Origin of the sequence: Frankia casuarinae, from assembly GCF_000013345.1 — a bacterium.
GTDB lineage: Bacteria > Actinomycetota > Actinomycetes > Frankiales > Frankiaceae > Frankia > Frankia casuarinae.
The window spans coordinates 540,512-559,627 of the sequence record NC_007777.1 but is presented as its reverse complement, the minus strand read 5'-3'; the positions used below and the strand labels follow the sequence as shown (position 1 = coordinate 559,627).

The window sequence follows — 19,116 nt, the reverse complement described above, 5'->3', positions numbered from 1 at the left end:
TCTCCCTGGCTGCGGGCCGGCCACGCTGCCACCCGAGGGAAACAGCCTGTCACACGGTGACAGTTACAGCACGCAAAGCCACATGATACGAGACGGCATGGCGGTACGAACTCGCGACGTGCGGGGTGGACACCGGACGCCGGGGACCGCGGATCGGCCGACTGTCTCCAGGTACGACCGGACTCCCGGGTACGCCCCACCCCCCGGTGGGCGACCCGCGTCCTAGTGCGCTACCTACTTCCTGGCAGCGGCCTGACTTCCTGGCAGCGGCCTGACTTCCTGGCAGCGGCCTACTTCTTGTTGCGGCGCTGAACGCGCGTCCGCTTCAGCAACTTGCGGTGCTTCTTCTTGGCCATCCGCTTACGACGCTTCTTGATGACAGAACCCACGTACCCGACCGATCTATGTTGAGGAAGTTACCGGGCGAGCCTACCCGCCACGGCGGGCAACCATCGGAGCCCGGGTGCTCCGGTACCCGGGTGCCCTCAACTACGGCCGAGTTCCCGCGACCGACTGCTCGCCGCCTCCAGGGCGTCCATGAGCGCCGCGCGCACACCGCGACGGTCCAGCTCCCGCAGTGCCGCGATCGTGGTCCCGGCCGGAGAGGTGACGGCCTCCCGCAACAGCGCCGGATGCTCACCGCTCTCGCGCAGCATCCGCGCCGAGCCCAGGGCGGTCTGGGTCATGAGTTCCGCGGCCAGGGTGCGGGGCAGCCCAAGGAGCACACCCGCCTCGATCATCGCATCGACAAGATAGAAGAAGTACGCCGGTCCGCTGCCGGACAGGGCCGTCACCGCGTCGAGCTGGGACTCTGCCACCCGCGTCACCCGGCCGACCGGCGTCAGCAGGGCTTCTGCCGTGGCGAGGTGCTTCTCCTCGGCGTAGCGGCCCCCGCAGATCGCCGACATCGCCTCCCCGACGAGCAGCGGGGTGTTCGTCATCACCCGGACCACCGGGGGAAGCGAAGGTAGCCGCTCCTCGAGAAGATCAGTGGTGATGCCCGCCGCCAACGACACCACGAGCGTCCCGTTCGCGACCACCGACCCGATCTCGGCCAGCAGGGTCCCGACGTCCTGGGGCTTCACCCCGATGATCAGAACATCCGCCTTGGCTGCGGCCACCGTCGGCGCCTGCACCTCGACGCCGTGACGCGCCACGATCTCACCAGCCCGGTCGGCATCACGTTCGGCCACGACGATGTCCTGAGCGGCATGCCCGGACCGCAGCAGCCCCGACAGCATCGCCCCGCCGAGCCGTCCCGCCCCCATGACCGCAACGATCATGACCATCCTTCCCTTCCACCCGCTTCTACCCCGGCCTGGAGGTTACGGCGCCCTCGGGCAGCCAGCGGAACGCGGATCCCGGCCCGCCGTCGTGCGCGGGCTACCAGCCGTAGCCCGACTGGCGATCAACTCCATGTCGCCCGTCGTACTCGAGCCGGCGTTCGTGGCCACCCCAGTGGCCGGGCTCGTGACCCGTCCAGGGCTCGTGACCCGTCCAGGGCTCGTGACCCGTCCAGGGCTCGTGACCCGTCCAGGGCTCGTGACGTTCGCCCCGCCGGCCGACGACGGATCGAGGATCGTAGATTATTTCGGCGGTGTATGCCCGGTCCGTGGCCGCCGGCCGCTGCGCCTCCTCGCCGCCGTTTTGCCGGCCTCGCACCGCCCACGACAGGTCGGCGGTCTCGGTGAGTCCGTACCCGTACCCCGGCCAAGGACGGACGTAGCCCTCATCGATCCATTCATCACCCCATTCATCGGCATCGTCCGGGCCACCCGCCGGTTGATCGGACCCGACCTCGTACGACGACCAGCCACCGTCGCCCGACCAGCCACCGTCGCCCGACCAGCCACCGTCGCCCGACCAGCCACCCCGCGACCGGGCCCCGGGCGGATCGCCGGGCCGGTCGTGATCCAGCCGATCAGACCGACCGGTCGTGGCCGACGCGACGCGTGCCGGCCGGTCTGGCTCGCCAGCCGGATACACCTCGTCAAGGGTGTACAGCCCGGCGGCCCGGCGGTCCCCGTCAGGCCGGTAACGCTGTCCGGATTCACCGGTCCGGTCCCAGGACCGGTGGTGCCGGTGGCCCTCGTACCGGCCGGCCCGCGGGACGGCCGGGTGCGAGAACCGTCCGCGGTCGGGCTCCCGGGCCGGTTCGGGAATGCGCGCCCAGGTGGCGGCGCCGGGTCCAATGTCGTCTCCGGGAGCGGGCCGCGCCGCCGGGATCGCGCCCGGCGCGGGCCCACGGGGGGTGTCGGCCCACGGGGGTCGGGCACGCTGCGCAGGCTTCTCCACGAACCGGTTCGAGAAGTACGCGATGAACGTGCTGACCGCCGCCGCCACGACAACCGACGGCCACAGCCCGATCCGGGGCACCAGCTGCCCGTTCGCAACCGAGATCACCGGATAGTGCCAGAGGTAGATACTGAAGGTGATCTTACCGAGGAAGGCCATCCGTGGACTGCCGAGCAGGCGGACCCAGCCGGCGTCGCGGCGCAGGTCGGCGCCCAGGATGACCACGGCACCGAGCAGGGCGCTGGGCAGGTAGGCGGCATGGTCGAGCCAGTTGGCGTCATAACCGTCCTTGTTCGGCCCAAGGAAGGCGAAGAAGATCAATCCGATCCCCGCGACGAAGCCGAGATCGGCGATCCGACGGCCCGCCCGCCAACGCTCGACCGTCGCCGCCGTGACAGGGGTCATCGTGCCGATCTGCTGGGCGTGCCGGCGGCGGCGCGGCGCGGCCAGGTCCGGCTCCTCGGCGACGAGGGCGCGCAGGCGGGTGTCACGCCAGACCGCCAGCAGACAGCCGATCAGCAGCGGTGCGACGTGCGTGTCCAGCGCGAGGTACACCCGCGAGTGCGGGGCGCCGCCGGCGGCCACGGTCCAGGTCCAGACCGCCGCGAAGGCGATCATGGCGAAAAGCATCTTCAGCAGGTGCGCCCGGAACCGGTCCGAGCGGCTGACAATCAGGAACAGCCCCGGCCACAGGAGATAGAACTGCTCCTCCAGGGACAGGGACCACACGTGGGCCAACCATCGCCCACCGGCGGCAGGATGCAGGACCTTGTACCAGTTGTTGACATTGAAAAAGGCGGAGAGCGCACTCCCGACGTAGTCGTCCCGGAAGGGGATGTCGTTCCATTTGAACGCCACCGTCACCGCGAGCCCGACGAGCAGGTACACCCACATCGCGGGCATCAGCCGGTAGGCCCGGCGCACCAGGAATCGACTCACCGAGATCGTCCCGGTCCGGCTGTGTTCGGTCAGCAGGAGCGTGGTGATAAGAAATCCACTCAGCACGAAGAAGACGTCGACGGCGACGTTGCTGGCCTGGATCGCACCCATGTGGCCGGCGAGGATGGTGTAGATACAGACGATCCGCAGCCCGTCCAGCGCCGGGTTGTACGCGAACTTCGCCGCGGCGGCCGCCGCCGGCCCGGCCGGCGGCTCCCAGCCAGCCGGGGTGCCGTCGCGCGTTATCCTCGTTATCCCTGTCGCCTCAGTCTGCTGCGGGGCAAGCCGCATGATGACCGTCGCCTCCTCCATCGGGCGTCGGCAGTCCCGGCACCGACACCCGACACTCAGGGTGACCGTACGGTGCCGCGATAACCCGAGCGTGAGTCGCTCCCAAACCATGCCGCCGGTCGGACCAATGACCCGGATACGGGTACCCGTATCACTCCGCTACGCCAGCGAAGTCAGACATCACTGTGCGAATGACGCAAGACTAACGGATCGGAAAATTCGGGACAAGGCAGGTACCGGTGGCCACAAAACAACGCCACCCCAAAAGCGACGCTGTGCGCACGGTTCATTACGAAGTCACATCGGCCGAACCATGGCGTCACAGCGCGTCAGAGAAAGGGGAAGATCACCGGACGGGAGAGCCTCGGCAGAGGCGCCCACGCTGTCTCTCCCGCGCGCTACTCGGGAACCTGGGCAATCACCAGGAGCGTACGAAACGGCTCGACGACGACACCGTCAGGAAAGGCGCGCAGCATCGTGCGACGCTCCGCGTCAAGGAAATCGTCGAGGCGATCGCCGATGGCCGCGACGTAGGACTTCGACCGCTGCCAGGTGAGGTAGTCATCGATGTTAATCCGGCGCCGCCACCGGCCGGTCAGGGTGACAACCTCCCTGAAGTGGCCGGTCCACCGCAACTCGTCGGCGAACGGTCGCGCACGGTACCCGCGGTGATATCCGGGGTTCATCCGCTCGAGCCGTTCCTGCTGGCACTGCCACCACCGGTACTCCTCGGCGTCGACGTCGTTCCACCACACGGCGAGGGCTCCGCCGGGCCGCAGCACGCGGGCGGCCTCGGCCGCGGCGGTCAGTACCTGTACCCAGTGCCATGCCTGGGCATAGCAGACCAGGTCGACGACCTGGTCCCGGAAGGGCAACGCCTCCCCGTCCCCGCGCACCGCGGGCAGTCCGGGGCTGCGCTGGCGCAACCGCGCCAGCATGGTCGGCCCGGGTTCCACCGGTACCACCCGCGCGCCCCGGCCGATCAGCAGACGCGTGGCGATGCCGGTCCCGGCGCCGACGTCAAGCACGTCCGCGCCGCGCAGCGGCCGCCCGAGGAACCGCTCGACGTCACGGAAGATGTGGTCGGGATAGCTCGGCCTGGCCGCGGCGTAGGCATCCGCCAACGGGTCGAACAGCGAGCCGGTGGGAGTACGACCAGAAGGGACGGACACTGCGTCATGGTGGCACTCGACCATGGCGGCGAGCCACGGGAACGGTGTCAGCCCCGGAGGTGGGTCAGCCGGCGGTGGACCCGGATGCGGATCAGCCGTAGGTGGATCAGCCGTAGGTGGATCGGAGTCCTGCGGCGGACGGTGCGGCGAAGTGCAGACGGGTGAACGCCAGCGCCTCGGCGAGCTCGGCCTCGCGCTGGGCACGCGACTCGGCCCGCCTGGTATTGATCTCGACCACCACGGTGCCGTCGAAACCGCCGGCGGCCAGCAGTTCAAGCAGCTCCGCACAGGGCTGCGTGCCACGACCGGGGACGAGATGTTCGTCCTTGGCCGAGCCCAGACCATCGGCCATGTGCACGTGGACCAGCCGCTCGCCGAGAAGCTCGGCCATCTCGAGCGGGTCCGAGCGGGACACACTCGTGTGCGACAGGTCGAGGGTGACATGCGCGTAGTCGTCTTCGACCGGGGACCAGTCCGGGGCATAGGCGGAGACCTCCCGCCCCCGCGCCCGCAGCGGGAACATGTTCTCCACCGCGAAGCGGATGTCGGTCTCGCCGGCCATCCGCTCGATGCCCGTCACGAACTCGCGGGCATAGTCTCGCTGCCAGCGAAACGGCGGGTGGACGACGACCGTCGACGCGCCGAGCGTCTCGGCTACGGTACGGGCCCGCACCAGCTTCGCCCATGGATCCGTACCCCAGACCCGCTGGGTGAGCAGCAGGCACGGCGCATGAATGGCCAGAATCGGGATGCCGTGATAGTCCATCAGCCGCTTCAGCGCCTGCGGATCCTGGCTAACCGGATCGGTCCAGACCATGATCTCGACCCCGTCATACCCCAGCCGCGCCGCCATCTCGAAGGCCGAGGCGGTGGACTCGGGATAGGTCGAGGCCGTTGAGAGCGCCACGCGGGCACCCGGAGCGGTCGTGGCCAGCTCGGGCGCTCCGCGCGGGACAATGAGCGAGGAGCTACCGCCACCACCGGGCCCCGAACCGCCCGCGACCCCACCGGACGAGATCGGGGCGGGAGCCATCGCGGTCGGCGACACCGACCGCGCGTCGTCACGCCATGCCTGCAATCCGTCTCCCTGCCGCGCGAGCCGGGGGTTGGCCGTCACGACCGACCTCATCTCCCAGGCTAGGCCATCTCCGCGGCCCCGCCCGCACAGACATCCGCGGGATGACGGTCGGAACCTTCATATCGCCCGTGACAACGGCCACATCGGGCAATTACGCGCATCAAGAACACTTTCTGCAAGGTTCATCTCACCCTCTGCCAGGTGAAGGGAGTTCATCGCTCCGGCGTCAGGATGAGGTGAGCCAGTCCAGGCGGCGCAGGATCACCCCTTCGCGCAGGGCCCAGGGGCAAATCTCCACCTCGTCGATGGCGAACAGATCGAGAGCCTCGTCCGCGACGACCGCCCCCGCGACCAACTGGGCCGCCCGGGAGGCGGAGACGCCCGGCAGCGCCGCGCGCTCCTCGACCGACATCCGGCACACCTTGGCCGTCACCTCCACGAGGTCGTCCCGGCGCAGCACCCTGCGGGTATAGGGACCGCGGCTGTAGGACTCCGCACCGGCGATCCGAGCCAGCGACCGGAAGGTCTTCGACGTCGCCACCGCCCTCGTGTGCTCCCCCAGGGGATAGATGGTGCCCACGATCGGCGCGATCTGGGACCGGACGTAACGGCGCAGCTCGCTGAGCTCGGACCGCTTGGGCGGGTCGCTCGGGGCCAGCCAGTCCCGGGTCAGCCGGCTCGCGCCAAGCGGCAGGGATGCGACCACCTCGGGGTCCTCGTGCATGCCGGCGCCGATCTCCAGGGAACCACCGCCGATGTCCAACGCCAGCAACCGGCCGGCGCTCCAGCCGAACCACCGGCGGACGGCGAGGAAGGTCAACCTGGCCTCCTCCTCCCCGGGCAGGACGCCGATGGAGACCCCGGTGGCCTCGCCCACCCGGCGCAGGACCGCCTCTCCGTTGGTGGCGTCCCGCAACGCCGACGTGGCGAAGGCCGCCAGATCGTGGACCCCGAGCGCGTCGGCCTGCTGGCGCATGTCCAGGACGCAGGAGGTCAGGGCGCGCTCTCCAGCGGCGTCCAGCGCCCCGTCCGCGTCGAGCAGTTCCACCAGCCGCAACGGCACGCGCACGCTGGCGGCCGGCTGCGGCTGGCCGCCCCGGTGCGCGTCCACGACAAGCAGGTGGACGGTGTTCGAGCCGATGTCGATCACACCGAGACGCATTGGACCGGGATGTGGACCCGCCGGGAGCGGACTCACCACGGCCGCCTGCCGTCCCGGGGCCACGGCGGCGTCGGGCTGCGCCACGATCTTCGGAAACCACGCACCCGGACGCACGCCACCGAGCACCTCTTCACCGTTCCCTCCGGCCGCGACCGCCGGGGTCACGGCTCGAACTTGTATCCCAGTCCCCGGACGGTCACCAGGTGCCGCGGGTTGCCGGGTTCGTGCTCAATCTTTGTCCGCAGTCGTTTGACGTGGACATCCAGGGTCTTGGTGTCGCCGACGTAGTCCGACCCCCAGACCCGGTCGATCAGTTGGCCCCGGGTCAGCACCCGGCCCGCGTTGCGCAGGAACATCTCCAACAGCTCGAACTCCTTGAGCGGCAGGGTGACCGTGGTCCCGTCGACGGTGACGACATGGCGCTCAACGTCCATCCGGACCGGGCCGGCCTCCAACGTCGCGTCCCCCACCTCCTCGTTCTCCGACCGCCGCCGCAGCACCGCGCGGATCCGCGCCACCAGCTCCCGGGCGGAGAACGGCTTCGTGACGTAGTCGTCCGCTCCGAGTTCCAGCCCGAGCACCTTGTCGATCTCGCTGTCCCGAGCGGTCAGCATGATGATCGGCACAGTGGAACGGGTTCGCAAGGTTCGGCACACTTCCGTGCCCGACAGCCCCGGCAGCATGAGGTCCAGCAGGACAAGATCAGCCCCCCGCCGATCGAACTCGGCCAACGCGCTGGGGCCGTCGGCGACGACCCCCACCTCGAAGCCCTCCCGTTCCAACATGAACGACAACGCGTCGGAGAAGGACTCCTCGTCCTCGACCACGAGCAGCCGGGTCACCTGTTCGCTCCCCTTGTTACGTTGGACGGACCGGCCGACCCGGACCGCTTCCTGTTACCGTCGATGGGACGGGTGGACCCGCCGCGTCTACCGGTCATGACCGATACCGTTCACCGTTCACGAACCGCCACCGAGTTCATCATCGCCATGATGTTCACCATCGCCATGATGTTCACCATCGCCCCGACCGCGGGCGTCGGCATCGGCCCCGACGACGTCGAAGCCATCCACCCCGTCATCCTCGCGGGTTTCGTCCGAGCCGTCCGTCATCGCATCGTCATCGTCGCCGGTGAACAGCGGCAACCGGAGCGTGAAGGTGGAACCCGCGCCCTCGGCGCTCCACACAGAGACCACGCCGCCGTGATTGGTCGCGATGTGCTTGACGATGGCGAGCCCCAGGCCGGTCCCACCGGTCGCGCGGGATCGCGCCGGATCCGCCCGATAGAAGCGTTCGAAGACCCGTTCCAGGTCCTTCTCCGCGATCCCGATGCCCTCGTCGGCGACGGAGATCTCCACGGTCTCACCGCTGCGCCGAACCCCGAGCACAACCCGGGTGCCACGCGGCGAGTAGCTGATCGCATTGTCGAGCAGGTTCGCGACGGCGGTCACGAGCTGGCCCTCATCCCCACACACCGGCAGGTCACCGTCGCCGATCACCGCAACCGAGATCGCCTGGGCCTGCGCTGCCAGCCGGGTGCGGTCGACCGCCTCGGTGAGCACCGCGGACGCCCGCATCGGCCGCAGGTTGGGCAGCGGATCGGCGCCCTGCAGCCGGGAGAGATCGATGATCTCCTGAACAAGACGGGCGAGCCGGGTCGATTCGTGGGTCATCCGGGAGGCGAACCGGCGGACTGCCACCGGGTCCTCGCAGGCCGCGGCGACCGCTTCGGCGAGGACGTGCAACGCACCGACCGGCGTCTTGAGCTCGTGGCTGATGTTCGCCACGAAGTCCCGACGGACGGCCTCGACCCGACGCGACTCGGTAATGTCATCCACGATGACGGCGACATGACCGGACGAGTCCAGCAGCCGGGCCCGGGCACGCACCGCCAGCCCCTCCTGGTCCGGTCGGGGACGGGTGAGGGGGGGCTCGGGGACGGGCGGCAGCTCAAGCTGCCGCTCCTGGTCACTGCCCGCGAGCCGGGTGGCCCGGACGAGATCGGCCAGCTCCGCCACCGCGATCTCGTCGGCGGCGACCACACCCATACGTCGCGCGACCATGTTCACCAGGACCACCCGGTCCGCGGCGTCGAGGACGAGCAGACCGGTCGGCAGGCCGGCGATCACCCGACGCACGAGCCTTGCCGGCAAGGTCATGCCGCCGGTGTCCCCGCCGGACGCCGAACCAGTAGTCAGGTCAGTCGTCGAACCGGCTGTTCCAGGCACCGCTGTCATCGTCCACCATCGTCCGCTCACCCTGTACGGCCTGCCGACCTGCACGAGCCGCGGATGCGGTGTGTACCGGTTGTCATGGCATCCGCCGACCTGTCACCCACTCGCCGCATGCTAGGTGTCCGCATGCCACCTAGGTATTGCTCTGCAAGCCTCCACCGCCGATCGTCGCTAGCTGTTCATCAGACCCATCGTCAATGTTCACCAGAGAGCGAGAGGTCCGCATCATCGTCAGAACCGGAGCGACGCAAGTACCCAGAAGCACCATGATCGAATCAATCCCTCAGGATCTCTGACCCCTCGATCCCCCACCGAATGAGAAGGAGCCGTCCGTGCGGGACGCCTTCACCGACGAACTCGACAGCATCAACCGGTCCCTGATCGAGATGACCAACCTGGTCGCCTCGGCCATGGCCCGGGCCACCACCGCTCTCCTCGACGCCGATCTCCAACTCGCCGAGAACGTCATCAGCGGAGACGAGACGGTCGACCTGCTGCGCAACGAGATCGAGGAGCGGGCCTTCGACGTGATGGCCCGCCAGGCCCCGGTCGCCACCGATCTGAGGATGATGGTGGCCACGCTGCGGATCGTCGCCGACCTGGAGCGGATGGGCGACCTCGCCCTGCACGTGGCGAAGGTCGCCCGCCGGCGCTACCCGGGCCGGGCGGTCCCGCCGGAGCTCCGGGCGACCCTGCTGGAGATGGGGCAGGTCGCGCAGCGCATCGTCGCGAAGGCCGGATCGGTGATCGCCAGCCGGGACACCGACCTCGCCAAGCAGCTGGAGGCCGACGACGACGCGATGGACGGGCTGCACCGCGCCCTGTTCCACATACTGATCGAGAAGCCCTGGCCGCACGGGATGGAGGCGGCGATCGACATCACTCTCTGCGGCCGCTACTACGAGCGGTACGCCGACCATGCGGTCTCGGTCGCCCGCCGGGTGCTCTACCTGGTCACCGGGGATTCCAGCGGCGCGTGAGGGCACCCGGGGAGATCCGCCCCCGGTCTCGCGCGGGCGTGGCCCCCACGCACGGCCCGACGGTTCCCCGCGTGCATCCCGCCGGCGCTACGGCGGCTGCCCGTGATGGCCCGCGATGATGGCACGGGCCGGTCGGGACTATATGACTCAGTCGGGACTATATGATTATAGTCCCGACTATTTTTAGCCTCGACTATCTTCTTGATTGCTTTTCTGACTACTTCTTGGTGCCCTGCGCGGCGACGGCGGCCGCGGCGAGCGCCGCGGCGTCGGGGTCGAGGTACCCCGAGCTCACCACACCCAGCTGGTCGTCCAGCTCGTAGCGCAGCGGGATGCCGGTGGGGATGTTGAGCCCGGCGATGTCGGTGTCGCTGATGTGATCGAGATGCTTCACCAGGGCGCGCAGCGAGTTGCCATGCGCCGCCACCAGGACGGTACGGCCGGTCCGCAGGTCCGGCACGATCGCGTCGTACCAGTAGGGCAGCATCCGGGCAACGACGTCGGCGAGGCACTCGGTCCGCGGGATGACGTCGGGGGCAAGGTCGTCATAGCGCTCGTCCACCCCGCTGACCTGCTCCGGACCGATCTCCGGCGGCGGCGTGTCATAGGAGCGACGCCAGAGCTGGAACTGCTCCGCGCCGAACTTCTCCAGCGTCTCCGCCTTGTTCAGGCCCTGCAGGCCGCCGTAGTGCCGCTCGTTGAGCCGCCAGGTGCGGCGAACCGGAACCCAGGTGCGCCCGGCGGCATCCAGCGCCAGCCAGGCGGTGCGGATCGCCCTGGTCAGCAGGGACGTGTGCACCACGTCCGGCAGGACGCCGGACTCCCGCAGCAGCTCACCCCCGCGAGTGGCCTCCTTGGCACCCTTCTCGGAAAGATCAACGTCCACCCAGCCGGTGAACAGGTTTTCGCGGTTCCAAATGCTCTCACCGTGGCGGAGCAGGACGAGCGTCGGCATACCCGAGATCCTGCCCGCTCGGCGGCCCGCTCGGCCAGCATTGCCGGTTGTTGCCTGTGACTCCCCGGCTCGGGGCCGGTCGTGCCGGCGACCGGTTGTCACCCGGCGGCAGGACAGGAATCCGGCGGCACGACAGGAATTCATCCGGAACTGAACGACCCCCGGGCGCTCCGCCGCCGCGCGAAGCGGAGGCGGGCCGTCGGGACTTGCGACGGCGCCCGGGGGTCGGGTGTCTGCCTGGTTCTCGCCGGTGCCGGTGCCCATGGGCCACCCGGCTAGAGGTGAGGACCACGAGACCGGCTAGCGGACAGCCACCTCACGAGTCCTATGAGCATACAAAGCCTGGACCACCTCCCTTCTCGTGTACCCGTGACGCTACGCGGACCCAGGGGCGCATCGCAACGGCTTTTCCGCGCGCGTTGATGGGACGCTCCTGACACCGGCCGGTCGGAACAGCCAGGCCACCCGCGCGGGCCCGGGGCCACAGCCGAACCGTGCGCGGACCCGGCCGAGGCACGCCACGGGGACCTAGACTGAGTCCCATGACCGCAGGGTCCCTCACGACGCCCGCCTCGCTCTCCCCGTTGCTCGGCCTGCCGGGTGCGGTGGCCGGCACTGCCGAAGACGACGCGGTCGCCGCCCACTACGGCGATCCGCTACGGGAACAGCGCGCGGTGCGCGGCGGTGCCGCCGTCGTCGACAGATCACATCGGGACGTGCTGCGCGTCTCCGGCCCCGACCGGCTCTCCTGGCTGCACAGCATCACCTCTCAGCATCTGTCCGCGCTGGGCGCGCTGCGGGGCACCGAGGCGCTGGTGCTCTCCCCGCACGGCCACGTCGAACACCATCTCGTCCTCGCCGACGACGGCACGTCCACCTGGGTGGACGTCGAGCCCGGCACCGGCGGCATCCTGCTGCGCTACCTGGAGTCGATGCGCTTCATGCTCCGAGTGGAGCCAGCGGACCTCGGCGCGGTGACGGCGGTGCTCAGCGTGCTCGGGCCAAGGGCCGCGCAGGTCGCGGCCGCGGCACTGGGCGGGCCGGGTGACGGCGCGCCCGGCCCGGGCCTGCCCGAACCACAGGCACCCGGCCCGGTCGGGGCGCCGATCACCGGTCCCTACCCGGTCGGCCGTACCGGGACGGGCACGCTGGTCCGGCGGATGCCCCACGGCGTCGACCTCCTCGTCGGCCGGGCCGACCTGACCGGCACCGTCGAGCGGCTGCGCGCCGCCGGGGCGGGTCTGGCCGGGCTGTCCGCCTTCGACGCCATGCGCATCGCCTCCCGACGGCCCCGGCTCAGCCGGGAGACCGACCATCGCACCATTCCGCACGAGGTGGGGTGGCTGGCGAGCGCCGTGCACCTGGACAAGGGCTGCTACCGCGGGCAGGAAACCGTCGCCCGGGTGCACAACCTCGGTCGCCCGCCGCGGCGGCTGGTGCTGCTGCATCTCGACGGCACGGTGGCGGCGCCCCGTTCCACCGTCACGGTCGGCGGGCGCGAGGTCGGGTTTGTCGGCAGCTCCGAGGTCCACGAGGAACTCGGCCCCATCGCCCTGGCGGTGATCAAGCGGTCCGTGCCGACGGATGCCTCCCTCGTCGTCGCCGATCCCGACGGCGCGCCGCTGGCCGCCGCGATCGATCCGGACGACGAGCCAGCCACGACGGCGCCGAAGCGTCCCGCCGGGCGGCTGCGTTCCTGATTCCCGGCCGGCTCGGGTTCCGGCCGGCTCAGACAGTCCGGGCGAGGATCTGATCGAGTTCCCGCACCGCCGGGTCGGTGCCGTGCCGCCGCAGCCGGCGGCGCAGCTCGTCGGCCCGGCGGGCGTTGCGCTTGGATCGCGTCGCCGCCAGCATCGGCAGGGCCTGGCGGGTCAGCTCGCACCCGTGATCGACGTTACCGAGATCCATCTGGACCGCGGCCCACCGAAGCAGGTAGGTGGCCCGGTCCCGGGCCCGGGAGTCCGGCTGGATCGCCAGGGAGCGTTCCAGCCACCGGTCCGCCTGCGCGAGGTGACCGAGATCGATGTAGCAGCTGCCGATCTGCGCCTGGTACTCGGCCTCGTCGAAGTAGGACGACCAGGCGGGCTCCTCAGGCCGCGCGGTGACCATCGCTTCCTCCGAGCAGGCCAGCGCCTGCGCGCAGGCGCTGGCCTCCCCGAGCGCGGCATGGGCACGGGCCCGCCGCATGTGCAGCATGGCGCCGACGCGACCGGACGCCCCCCCGGCGCTGGCCACGGCGGCCTCGGCCAGATCCACCGCCTCCCGTGGGCGGGCGAAGTCCACGCATTGCAGGGACATGTTCTTCAGCACGTTCGCACCGAGCATGCGGTCCCCGCCGGCGTGCGCGGCATGCAGCGCGGTGATCCAGTACCGCTGGGCGGCCGTCTGGAAGCCGGCGTCGAACGAGACCCATCCCGCGAACCGGGCGAGCTCCGCGGCCACCAGATGCAGGTGACGGCCCACGTGCTCGGTATAGGATCCGCGCGCCAGCAGGTCCGCCACCACGCCGAGCTCGGCGTCGACCAGCCGGCGCACGCTCTCCCCACCGAGCCGCTCATCCATGACCCGTAGCCCGGGGATGTTGTGCTCGATCCGGTTCACGATCTGGTCGTCGACCCGTCCCCCGTTCAGGGCCGCCGCCAGCCGGGCCGGTTCCATGCCGAGCCACTGCGTCGCGAGTTCCGCCACCCCGGTCCCAGTGATCGTCAGGAAGCCGCGGCGGTCGGAGAGCGCGTCCTCGACGACGTCCATGATCGAGGTTATGCTGCCACCCGGCGTCCACGGGTACTCGGTGCGCACCGCGTCGCCGGTCGGTAGCCACGCGGGCCAGGGGTGCGACTCCAGGCGATCGTTGGGCACGCCGAGCTCCGCGGCGAGCGCGAGCTGGGACACCCGGTCGGGCACGACCCCACGGTGCTCCCAGCGCCAGACCTTCTGCCGCTCGGCGGCCATGTTCGCCACCCCGAGGTCACGTGCGCGGCGGGCCACGACCCGCGCCAGACGCTGGTAGGACCACCCGCGCTGGGCTCGGATGAACGCAAGCGGATGAGTGCAGGCATGAGCGTTATCCGTCAGCATCGACGATCTCCTCGCAGTCGCATCTCCAGGGGCACTTCCGTGAGTACCTACTAACGCTATGTCACGACATCTTGGTGCTCCAAGAGACGACTCCGGTGCGATGCGTGCACAGAGGTCACTCCCGGACCACTGGCGGGCCCTGATTGCACGCATGTCCGCCGAGCGTCCGAAAAAAGCGTGTTATATTTTTTTGACCGAATGCGACCACGTCGACCGGTCAGAAATTCTCCCGAGTCGGGCAGCCGGGGACAGGCCCACGGGGAGGGCCCCTCCGCGATTCACGCGGCGCCGATCCGACTGGACGCGCGGGGTGGGAGGGGGGACGGCTGCGGCGGATCGAGGCCGCGCCGCGTCAGATCCGGGCGCCGGCGGCGTCGAAGAAGGTCAGGGTGGACAGCGGTGCGCGCAGGGTGACCCGCATGCCCACGCCGGGCACCTCAGCGGCGTCGACCCTGACGGCGAGCACCCCGGCGGAGGTCCGGACGTACACCGTCCGCTCCGCCCCGAGCCGCTCGCTCACCACGACCTCACCGGTTACCCGCAGCGCGTCCGACGCCAGCGCCACCGGCGCCACCACGGCGTCCGCCGGTACCGATCCCGATCCAGTGGAAGCCGCCGCCACCAGGACCAGGTGCTCGGGCCGGACTCCGAATGCCGTCGCGCCGGCGGGGGCGGGCAGGGCGAATCCGTCCCCGTGCAGTTGGCCGTCATGCCAGCGTCCCTCCCGGACGTTCATCGGCGGGCTGCCGATGAACGCCGCGACGAAGCGCGTGGCGGGCCGGTCGTAGATCTCGTCGGGCGTCCCGATCTGCTGCAGCCGGCCGCCGCTGAGCACCGCGACCCGGTCACCGACCGCCATCGCCTCGGCCTGGTCGTGCGTGACGAACAGGGCGGTGGTGCCGAGCCGGCGCAGCAGGCCCACGATCTCGACCCGCAGATCGACCCGGAGCTGGGCGTCGAGCCCCGACATCGGCTCGTCCAACAGGATCACCCGGGCCCGGGTCGCGAGTGCCCGGCCGATCGCGACCCGCTGGCGCTGGCCCCCGGACATCTTCGCGGGCCGGCGAGCTGCCAGCTCACCGATGCCGAGCATGTCCAGCGTCTCACGGGCCCGGGCCACCGCCGCGGCCTTCGGCAGGCCGCGGCCGTGACGCAACGCCAGAGTGAGGTTCTCCAGCGCCGTCAGATGCGGGTAGAGCGCGAAATGCTGGAAGACCATGGACACGTCCCGGCGGTGGGGTGCGACGCCAAGCTGGCTGACCGCGCCGAAACGCAGATCACCCGACGTCGGCTCCTCGAGCCCGGCGCAGATCCGCAGCAGCGTCGACTTGCCCGAGCCGGACGGTCCGAGCAGCGCGACGATCTCCCCCGGCGCAACCGTCAGCGTGACGTCGCGCAGCGCATGGACCGGGCCGAACGACCGGCCCAGCCCGTCGATCTCGATCGGCACCCCCGCGGTGGCGGCCGTCACCACGGCGGGTCCGTCGGCCGGTTCCGTGATCCGGGTCATCGGTCTCTCCCGCGGCGTCCGCCGGTCAACGGGTGAGTTCCACAGCCTGGCTCTGGGCCGCGGCGAGGGCCCTGACCGGGTCCTCGCCCTTAAGGATGCGCTGCACCTGGTCCGAGATCGCGCTCGGGACCTCCCCGCCGCGGGCCCCGCTCCAAGCCGGCGCCTTCACCAGCGAGGGGATGAGCGCGTTGAACGGCTTGAGCTGCGGATAGGTCTCGTAGAACGACCCGAGCTGGCTGACGGCCTGAGTATCCACCGGGATGTAGCTCAACGCCTCCGTGCTCGCGGCCACGACGTCCGGCGAAAGCAGCGACACGACCAGTTCGGTCGCCATCTCCCGCTGGCAGCGGTCGGTGGACAGGACCGTCAGCGCGTTGCCGCCCGCGACCGGGTGCTGGGTCCCGCCGGGCAGAGTCGGGAACGGGACCGCGCCGGCCCGGAAACCCTTCGTCCCCTGCCCCGCGATGAACTTCAGCCCGCCGGCCACGGAGGCCACCGTCACGGCGGTCATCGCCGTCTGCCGGCGGATGCCGAACCGCAGCAGGCCCTGCTGGGTCGGATCGGCGGAGTGCGTGCCGTAGCTCGCGGCCTTCGCGAGGAACGCGGCGGCCTCGCGGGCCGCCGGGGTGTTCAGGGCGGGCCGACCGTTCGCGTCCTGGATCGGCGTCCCCTTGGAGCTGGCCAGGGTGTTGAGGATCCACTGCCCGAACTGCTGGCCGGTCGGCAGGTCGAGGGGCTGGATATTCTGACCCGAAGCCTTGATCTTGTCGGCGGCGGCGATCACCCCGTCGGTCGTGCCCAGCGTCGCCGGATCGACGCCGGCCTTCTGCAGCACGTCGAGGTTGTAGACCAGGGCCAGAGACGACACCTGCTGGGGAATGCCGATCTGCTTCCCGGCGACCTGCCCGAGGCCGACCAGCCGTTGGTCGTAGGACGCGCGCAGCAGGCGTGGGGAGAGCTCCTGGGCGCCGAGGTCCCGGGCGAAGGTCGGGAGCAGGTCGAAGCCGGCGACCGCCACGTCGACGGAACGGCCGGCCGAGCGGTCGGCGCTGATCTGCTGGACGAGGGAGGTGTAGTCCGGCGCACTCGTGTTGAGGTCCACGGTGAGGCCGGGATGCGCCTTCTCCAGATAGGCCTTGCCGGATTTCGCGACGTCGTTGAGCGTGCCGACGGCGGACATCCGCAGCGTCTTGACCTGGGCCACGCAGGCGGGCGACGCCTTGGCGCCCGCCACGTTGTCGACGCCGGCGTCGGCTGGACGGGCCGTGGGGCGCAGGCTCTCCGCGGGGTCTGCCGGGCTCGCGTCACCACCGCCGCCGCACGCGGTCAGGATGATCATCGTGGCGGCGACGGGCAGCGGCAGTATTCGGCGAATACGGATCACACGTTCTTCCTCTCAGGCACCGGCACCCGTACCGGTAATTCCGGCGGCGAGACGGCGTTGGGCGGCGACGAAGACGACGAGCGACGGCAGGCTGATGATCAGCGCGGCCGCGGCGAGCTCGGTGAAGTCCGGAATGACGGAGGAGGAGTCGGTCATCAGGCGCGCGAGCGCCAGCGGCGGGGTGGCGATGTCCGGCGACCGCGCGACCAGCAGCGGCCACAGGTACTCGTTGTACGACAACAGGAAGCTGAACACCGATACGGAGGCGATCGCGGGCGCGGCGAGCGGCACGATGATCGTCCACAGCGTCCGCCAGGTACCGAGCCCGTCCATCCGCGCGGCTTCCAGGACCGACCCCGGGATGGTGCTCATGTACTGCCGGAGCATGAAGATCATCGCCGCGTGTGTCATGAACGGCAGGACCAGGCCGACCCGGGTGTCAGCGAGTCCGAGCGCGGAAATGGTGACGTAGTTCGGCACGGCGGTGATCTGGGTCGGCACCAGCAGGGTGGCGAGCACCACCGCGAAGGCTGCCGTACGCCCGCGAAAGCGCAGACAGGCGAAGGCGTAGGCGGCCGGGATCGCCGTCGCGAGCTGCAACGCGAGGATCGCCAGGCTCACCGCCACCCCCGTGAGCAGGGCAGGTCCGAGATCACCGGCGTACCAGGCGCGGTCGAACGAGCTCAGGTCGATGCTGGACGGGATCGGGTTCGACGTCAGCGCCAGCGCGGTCTGCCGCGGCCCAACGGCGGTCCGCACCATCCAGACGAAGGGCAGGACGGCCGCGACGATGCCGATCGTGAGCAGGACGAGACGCCCGATCGTCGGTCCGGTCGGTGACCGGCGGCGACCGCGCCGCGATGCCGGGATCCGCGCCGGCGCCGATCCCGGTTGCGGAGCCCGCCGACGCGAGGCTCGCCGCACGGCGTGGCCACGGGGCGTCGGCCCGGACGCCGGACTGGAGGTGTCGACGCTCACGCGGCGGCCTCCCGGGTGCGTCGGATGCGGCGCCCGAGCAGCCCACCAGCGGCACCCAGTGCCACGATCACGACAAACAGCATCAGGGCGATCATCGAGGCATATCCGATGCGGAACGATCCAGTGAATCCGACCTCGTAAATGTAGTAAATGATCGTCGTGCTGGAGTCCAGGGGGCCACCTTTCGTGAGCACCGCGACCGTTTCGAAGGTCTGCAGGGTCAGAATGGTGACGAACATCCCCAGGAAGATCGTCGTCGGGGCGAGCAGCGGCAGGGTGATGTGACGCAGCCGGGCGAATCCGTGGATGCCGTCCACGTCCGCCGCCTCGTACACCGATCTCGGGATCGCCGTCAGCCCGGCGAGATAGACGACGAAGACGAAGCTCGTCAGCCGCCAACCACCGACGAGGGCCACCACCGGCAACGCGGTCGAGGTGTCGCCGAGCCAGTCGACCGGAGCCACCCCGAACAGCCCGACGACGGTGTTCGCGAGACCGTCGGGGCTGCTGTCGAACATGTAGGCGAACACGACCGCCATGGCCACAATATTCGCACTGACCGGAAGAAACAGCGCACATCGCACCAGCGCCCGGCCATGGGTCACCCGTTCGGCGGCCAGCGCGAGCGCCAGCCCGATCGCGATCGCGGGTACCACCGTGAGGGCGCAGTACAGCAGCGTGTTGCGCACGGCGCCGGCCAGGTCCGCGTCGGAGAGAGCGGTACGCAGGTTCGCCGTGCCGACCCAGTCGAAACGCGGTCCCGTCAGGGTCTTGTCCGTGCCCGCGATGAACGCCGACACCAATGCGGGCCCGATGACGAAAACACCGAGTCCCACGAACGCCGGCAGCAACAACACCCCGGCTCGCCAGCCCGCCCGGCTATCACCCGCCTCACGCGTCACAGTTATGCATCCTGGCCCCACCTGTGGCGGGATGCCGGTACGGGGGTGGCTCCCGCGGAGGAGCAGCCGGTGCCTGCACGTGCCGTCCGGTCCGTCCACATCCCACGCGCCACCGCCAACGGCCCAGGCGGCACCGCCAACGACTCGGATCGACCCCC

At 70.2% G+C, this 19,116-nt stretch carries 16 protein-coding genes; 2 read left to right on the top strand and 14 right to left on the bottom strand.

Annotated features, from left to right (window positions below):
• Nucleotides 1-290: 290 nt before the first annotated feature.
• From FRANCCI3_RS23975 to FRANCCI3_RS02350, 8 genes are all read right to left on the bottom strand, one after another.
• Nucleotides 291-389, bottom strand: coding sequence for a 30S ribosomal protein bS22 (locus FRANCCI3_RS23975; protein WP_003948845.1), 99 nt, complete (start codon nucleotides 387-389; stop codon nucleotides 291-293).
• Nucleotides 390-485: 96 nt separating this feature from the next.
• A complete protein-coding gene (gene proC, locus FRANCCI3_RS02380; protein ID WP_023839823.1) occupies nucleotides 486-1,283 on the bottom strand; it encodes a pyrroline-5-carboxylate reductase in 798 nt (265 codons plus the stop codon).
• A 100-nt stretch (nucleotides 1,284-1,383) separates the two neighbouring features.
• Nucleotides 1,384-3,525 carry an acyltransferase gene (locus FRANCCI3_RS23105; protein ID WP_011434938.1) on the bottom strand — a complete coding sequence of 714 codons (2,142 nt, stop codon included), beginning with the start codon at nucleotides 3,523-3,525 and terminating at the stop codon, nucleotides 1,384-1,386.
• 398 nt (nucleotides 3,526-3,923) lie between these two features.
• Entirely contained in the window at nucleotides 3,924-4,721 is a 798-nt protein-coding gene (locus FRANCCI3_RS02370; protein ID WP_011434937.1) for a class I SAM-dependent methyltransferase, read from the bottom strand.
• Between the two features lie 82 nt (nucleotides 4,722-4,803).
• Nucleotides 4,804-5,730 carry a sugar phosphate isomerase/epimerase family protein gene (locus FRANCCI3_RS02365; RefSeq protein ID WP_011434936.1) on the bottom strand — a complete coding sequence of 309 codons (927 nt, stop codon included), beginning with the start codon at nucleotides 5,728-5,730 and terminating at the stop codon, nucleotides 4,804-4,806.
• 271 nt (nucleotides 5,731-6,001) lie between these two features.
• Complete coding sequence (locus tag FRANCCI3_RS02360) at nucleotides 6,002-7,102, bottom strand: Ppx/GppA phosphatase family protein (RefSeq protein WP_023839826.1); 1,101 nt, start codon at nucleotides 7,100-7,102, stop codon at nucleotides 6,002-6,004.
• Entirely contained in the window at nucleotides 7,099-7,779 is a 681-nt protein-coding gene (locus tag FRANCCI3_RS02355) for a response regulator transcription factor (protein ID WP_011434934.1), read from the bottom strand. Before FRANCCI3_RS02355 ends, FRANCCI3_RS02360 begins: the two co-directional genes overlap by 4 nt.
• A 117-nt stretch (nucleotides 7,780-7,896) precedes the next feature.
• Nucleotides 7,897-9,174, bottom strand: a complete 1,278-nt coding sequence (locus FRANCCI3_RS02350) for a sensor histidine kinase (protein ID WP_011434933.1) — start codon at nucleotides 9,172-9,174, stop codon at nucleotides 7,897-7,899.
• A gap of 329 nt (nucleotides 9,175-9,503) precedes the next feature.
• Between FRANCCI3_RS02350 and phoU the strand changes: the two genes are divergently transcribed.
• Entirely contained in the window at nucleotides 9,504-10,151 is a 648-nt protein-coding gene (phoU, locus tag FRANCCI3_RS02345) for a phosphate signaling complex protein PhoU (protein WP_011434932.1), read from the top strand.
• A 217-nt stretch (nucleotides 10,152-10,368) separates the two neighbouring features.
• Here phoU and FRANCCI3_RS02340 read toward each other — a convergent pair whose 3' ends face one another.
• The gene (locus FRANCCI3_RS02340) at nucleotides 10,369-11,106 is read right to left on the bottom strand and encodes a phosphoglyceromutase (RefSeq protein ID WP_023839828.1); all 738 of its coding nucleotides are present in this window, start codon (nucleotides 11,104-11,106) and stop codon (nucleotides 10,369-10,371) included.
• Nucleotides 11,107-11,648: 542 nt separating this feature from the next.
• On the opposite strand from FRANCCI3_RS02340, the gene FRANCCI3_RS02335 reads away from it, so the two are divergent.
• Nucleotides 11,649-12,806 (top strand): YgfZ/GcvT domain-containing protein, encoded by a 1,158-nt coding sequence (locus FRANCCI3_RS02335; RefSeq protein ID WP_011434930.1) that lies wholly within the window; start codon nucleotides 11,649-11,651, stop codon nucleotides 12,804-12,806.
• Between the two features lie 28 nt (nucleotides 12,807-12,834).
• Here FRANCCI3_RS02335 and FRANCCI3_RS02330 read toward each other — a convergent pair whose 3' ends face one another.
• The 5 genes from FRANCCI3_RS02330 to FRANCCI3_RS02310 all read right to left on the bottom strand — a co-directional run bounded on the left by FRANCCI3_RS02330 (nucleotide 12,835) and on the right by FRANCCI3_RS02310 (nucleotide 18,958).
• Nucleotides 12,835-14,184, bottom strand: coding sequence for a transcriptional regulator (locus FRANCCI3_RS02330; protein WP_011434929.1), 1,350 nt, complete (start codon nucleotides 14,182-14,184; stop codon nucleotides 12,835-12,837).
• A 352-nt stretch (nucleotides 14,185-14,536) separates the two neighbouring features.
• Complete coding sequence (locus FRANCCI3_RS02325) at nucleotides 14,537-15,694, bottom strand: ABC transporter ATP-binding protein (protein ID WP_011434928.1); 1,158 nt, start codon at nucleotides 15,692-15,694, stop codon at nucleotides 14,537-14,539.
• Nucleotides 15,695-15,719: 25 nt separating this feature from the next.
• Entirely contained in the window at nucleotides 15,720-17,078 is a 1,359-nt protein-coding gene (locus tag FRANCCI3_RS02320) for an extracellular solute-binding protein (protein ID WP_011434927.1), read from the bottom strand.
• A 12-nt stretch (nucleotides 17,079-17,090) separates the two neighbouring features.
• On the bottom strand, nucleotides 17,091-18,056 hold the full coding sequence (locus FRANCCI3_RS02315; protein ID WP_011434926.1) for a carbohydrate ABC transporter permease: 966 nt from the start codon (nucleotides 18,054-18,056) through the stop codon (nucleotides 17,091-17,093).
• Complete coding sequence (locus FRANCCI3_RS02310; RefSeq protein WP_011434925.1) at nucleotides 18,053-18,958, bottom strand: carbohydrate ABC transporter permease; 906 nt, start codon at nucleotides 18,956-18,958, stop codon at nucleotides 18,053-18,055. The genes FRANCCI3_RS02315 and FRANCCI3_RS02310 overlap by 4 nt, the downstream gene beginning before the upstream one ends.
• Between the last annotated feature and the right edge of the window lie 158 nt (nucleotides 18,959-19,116).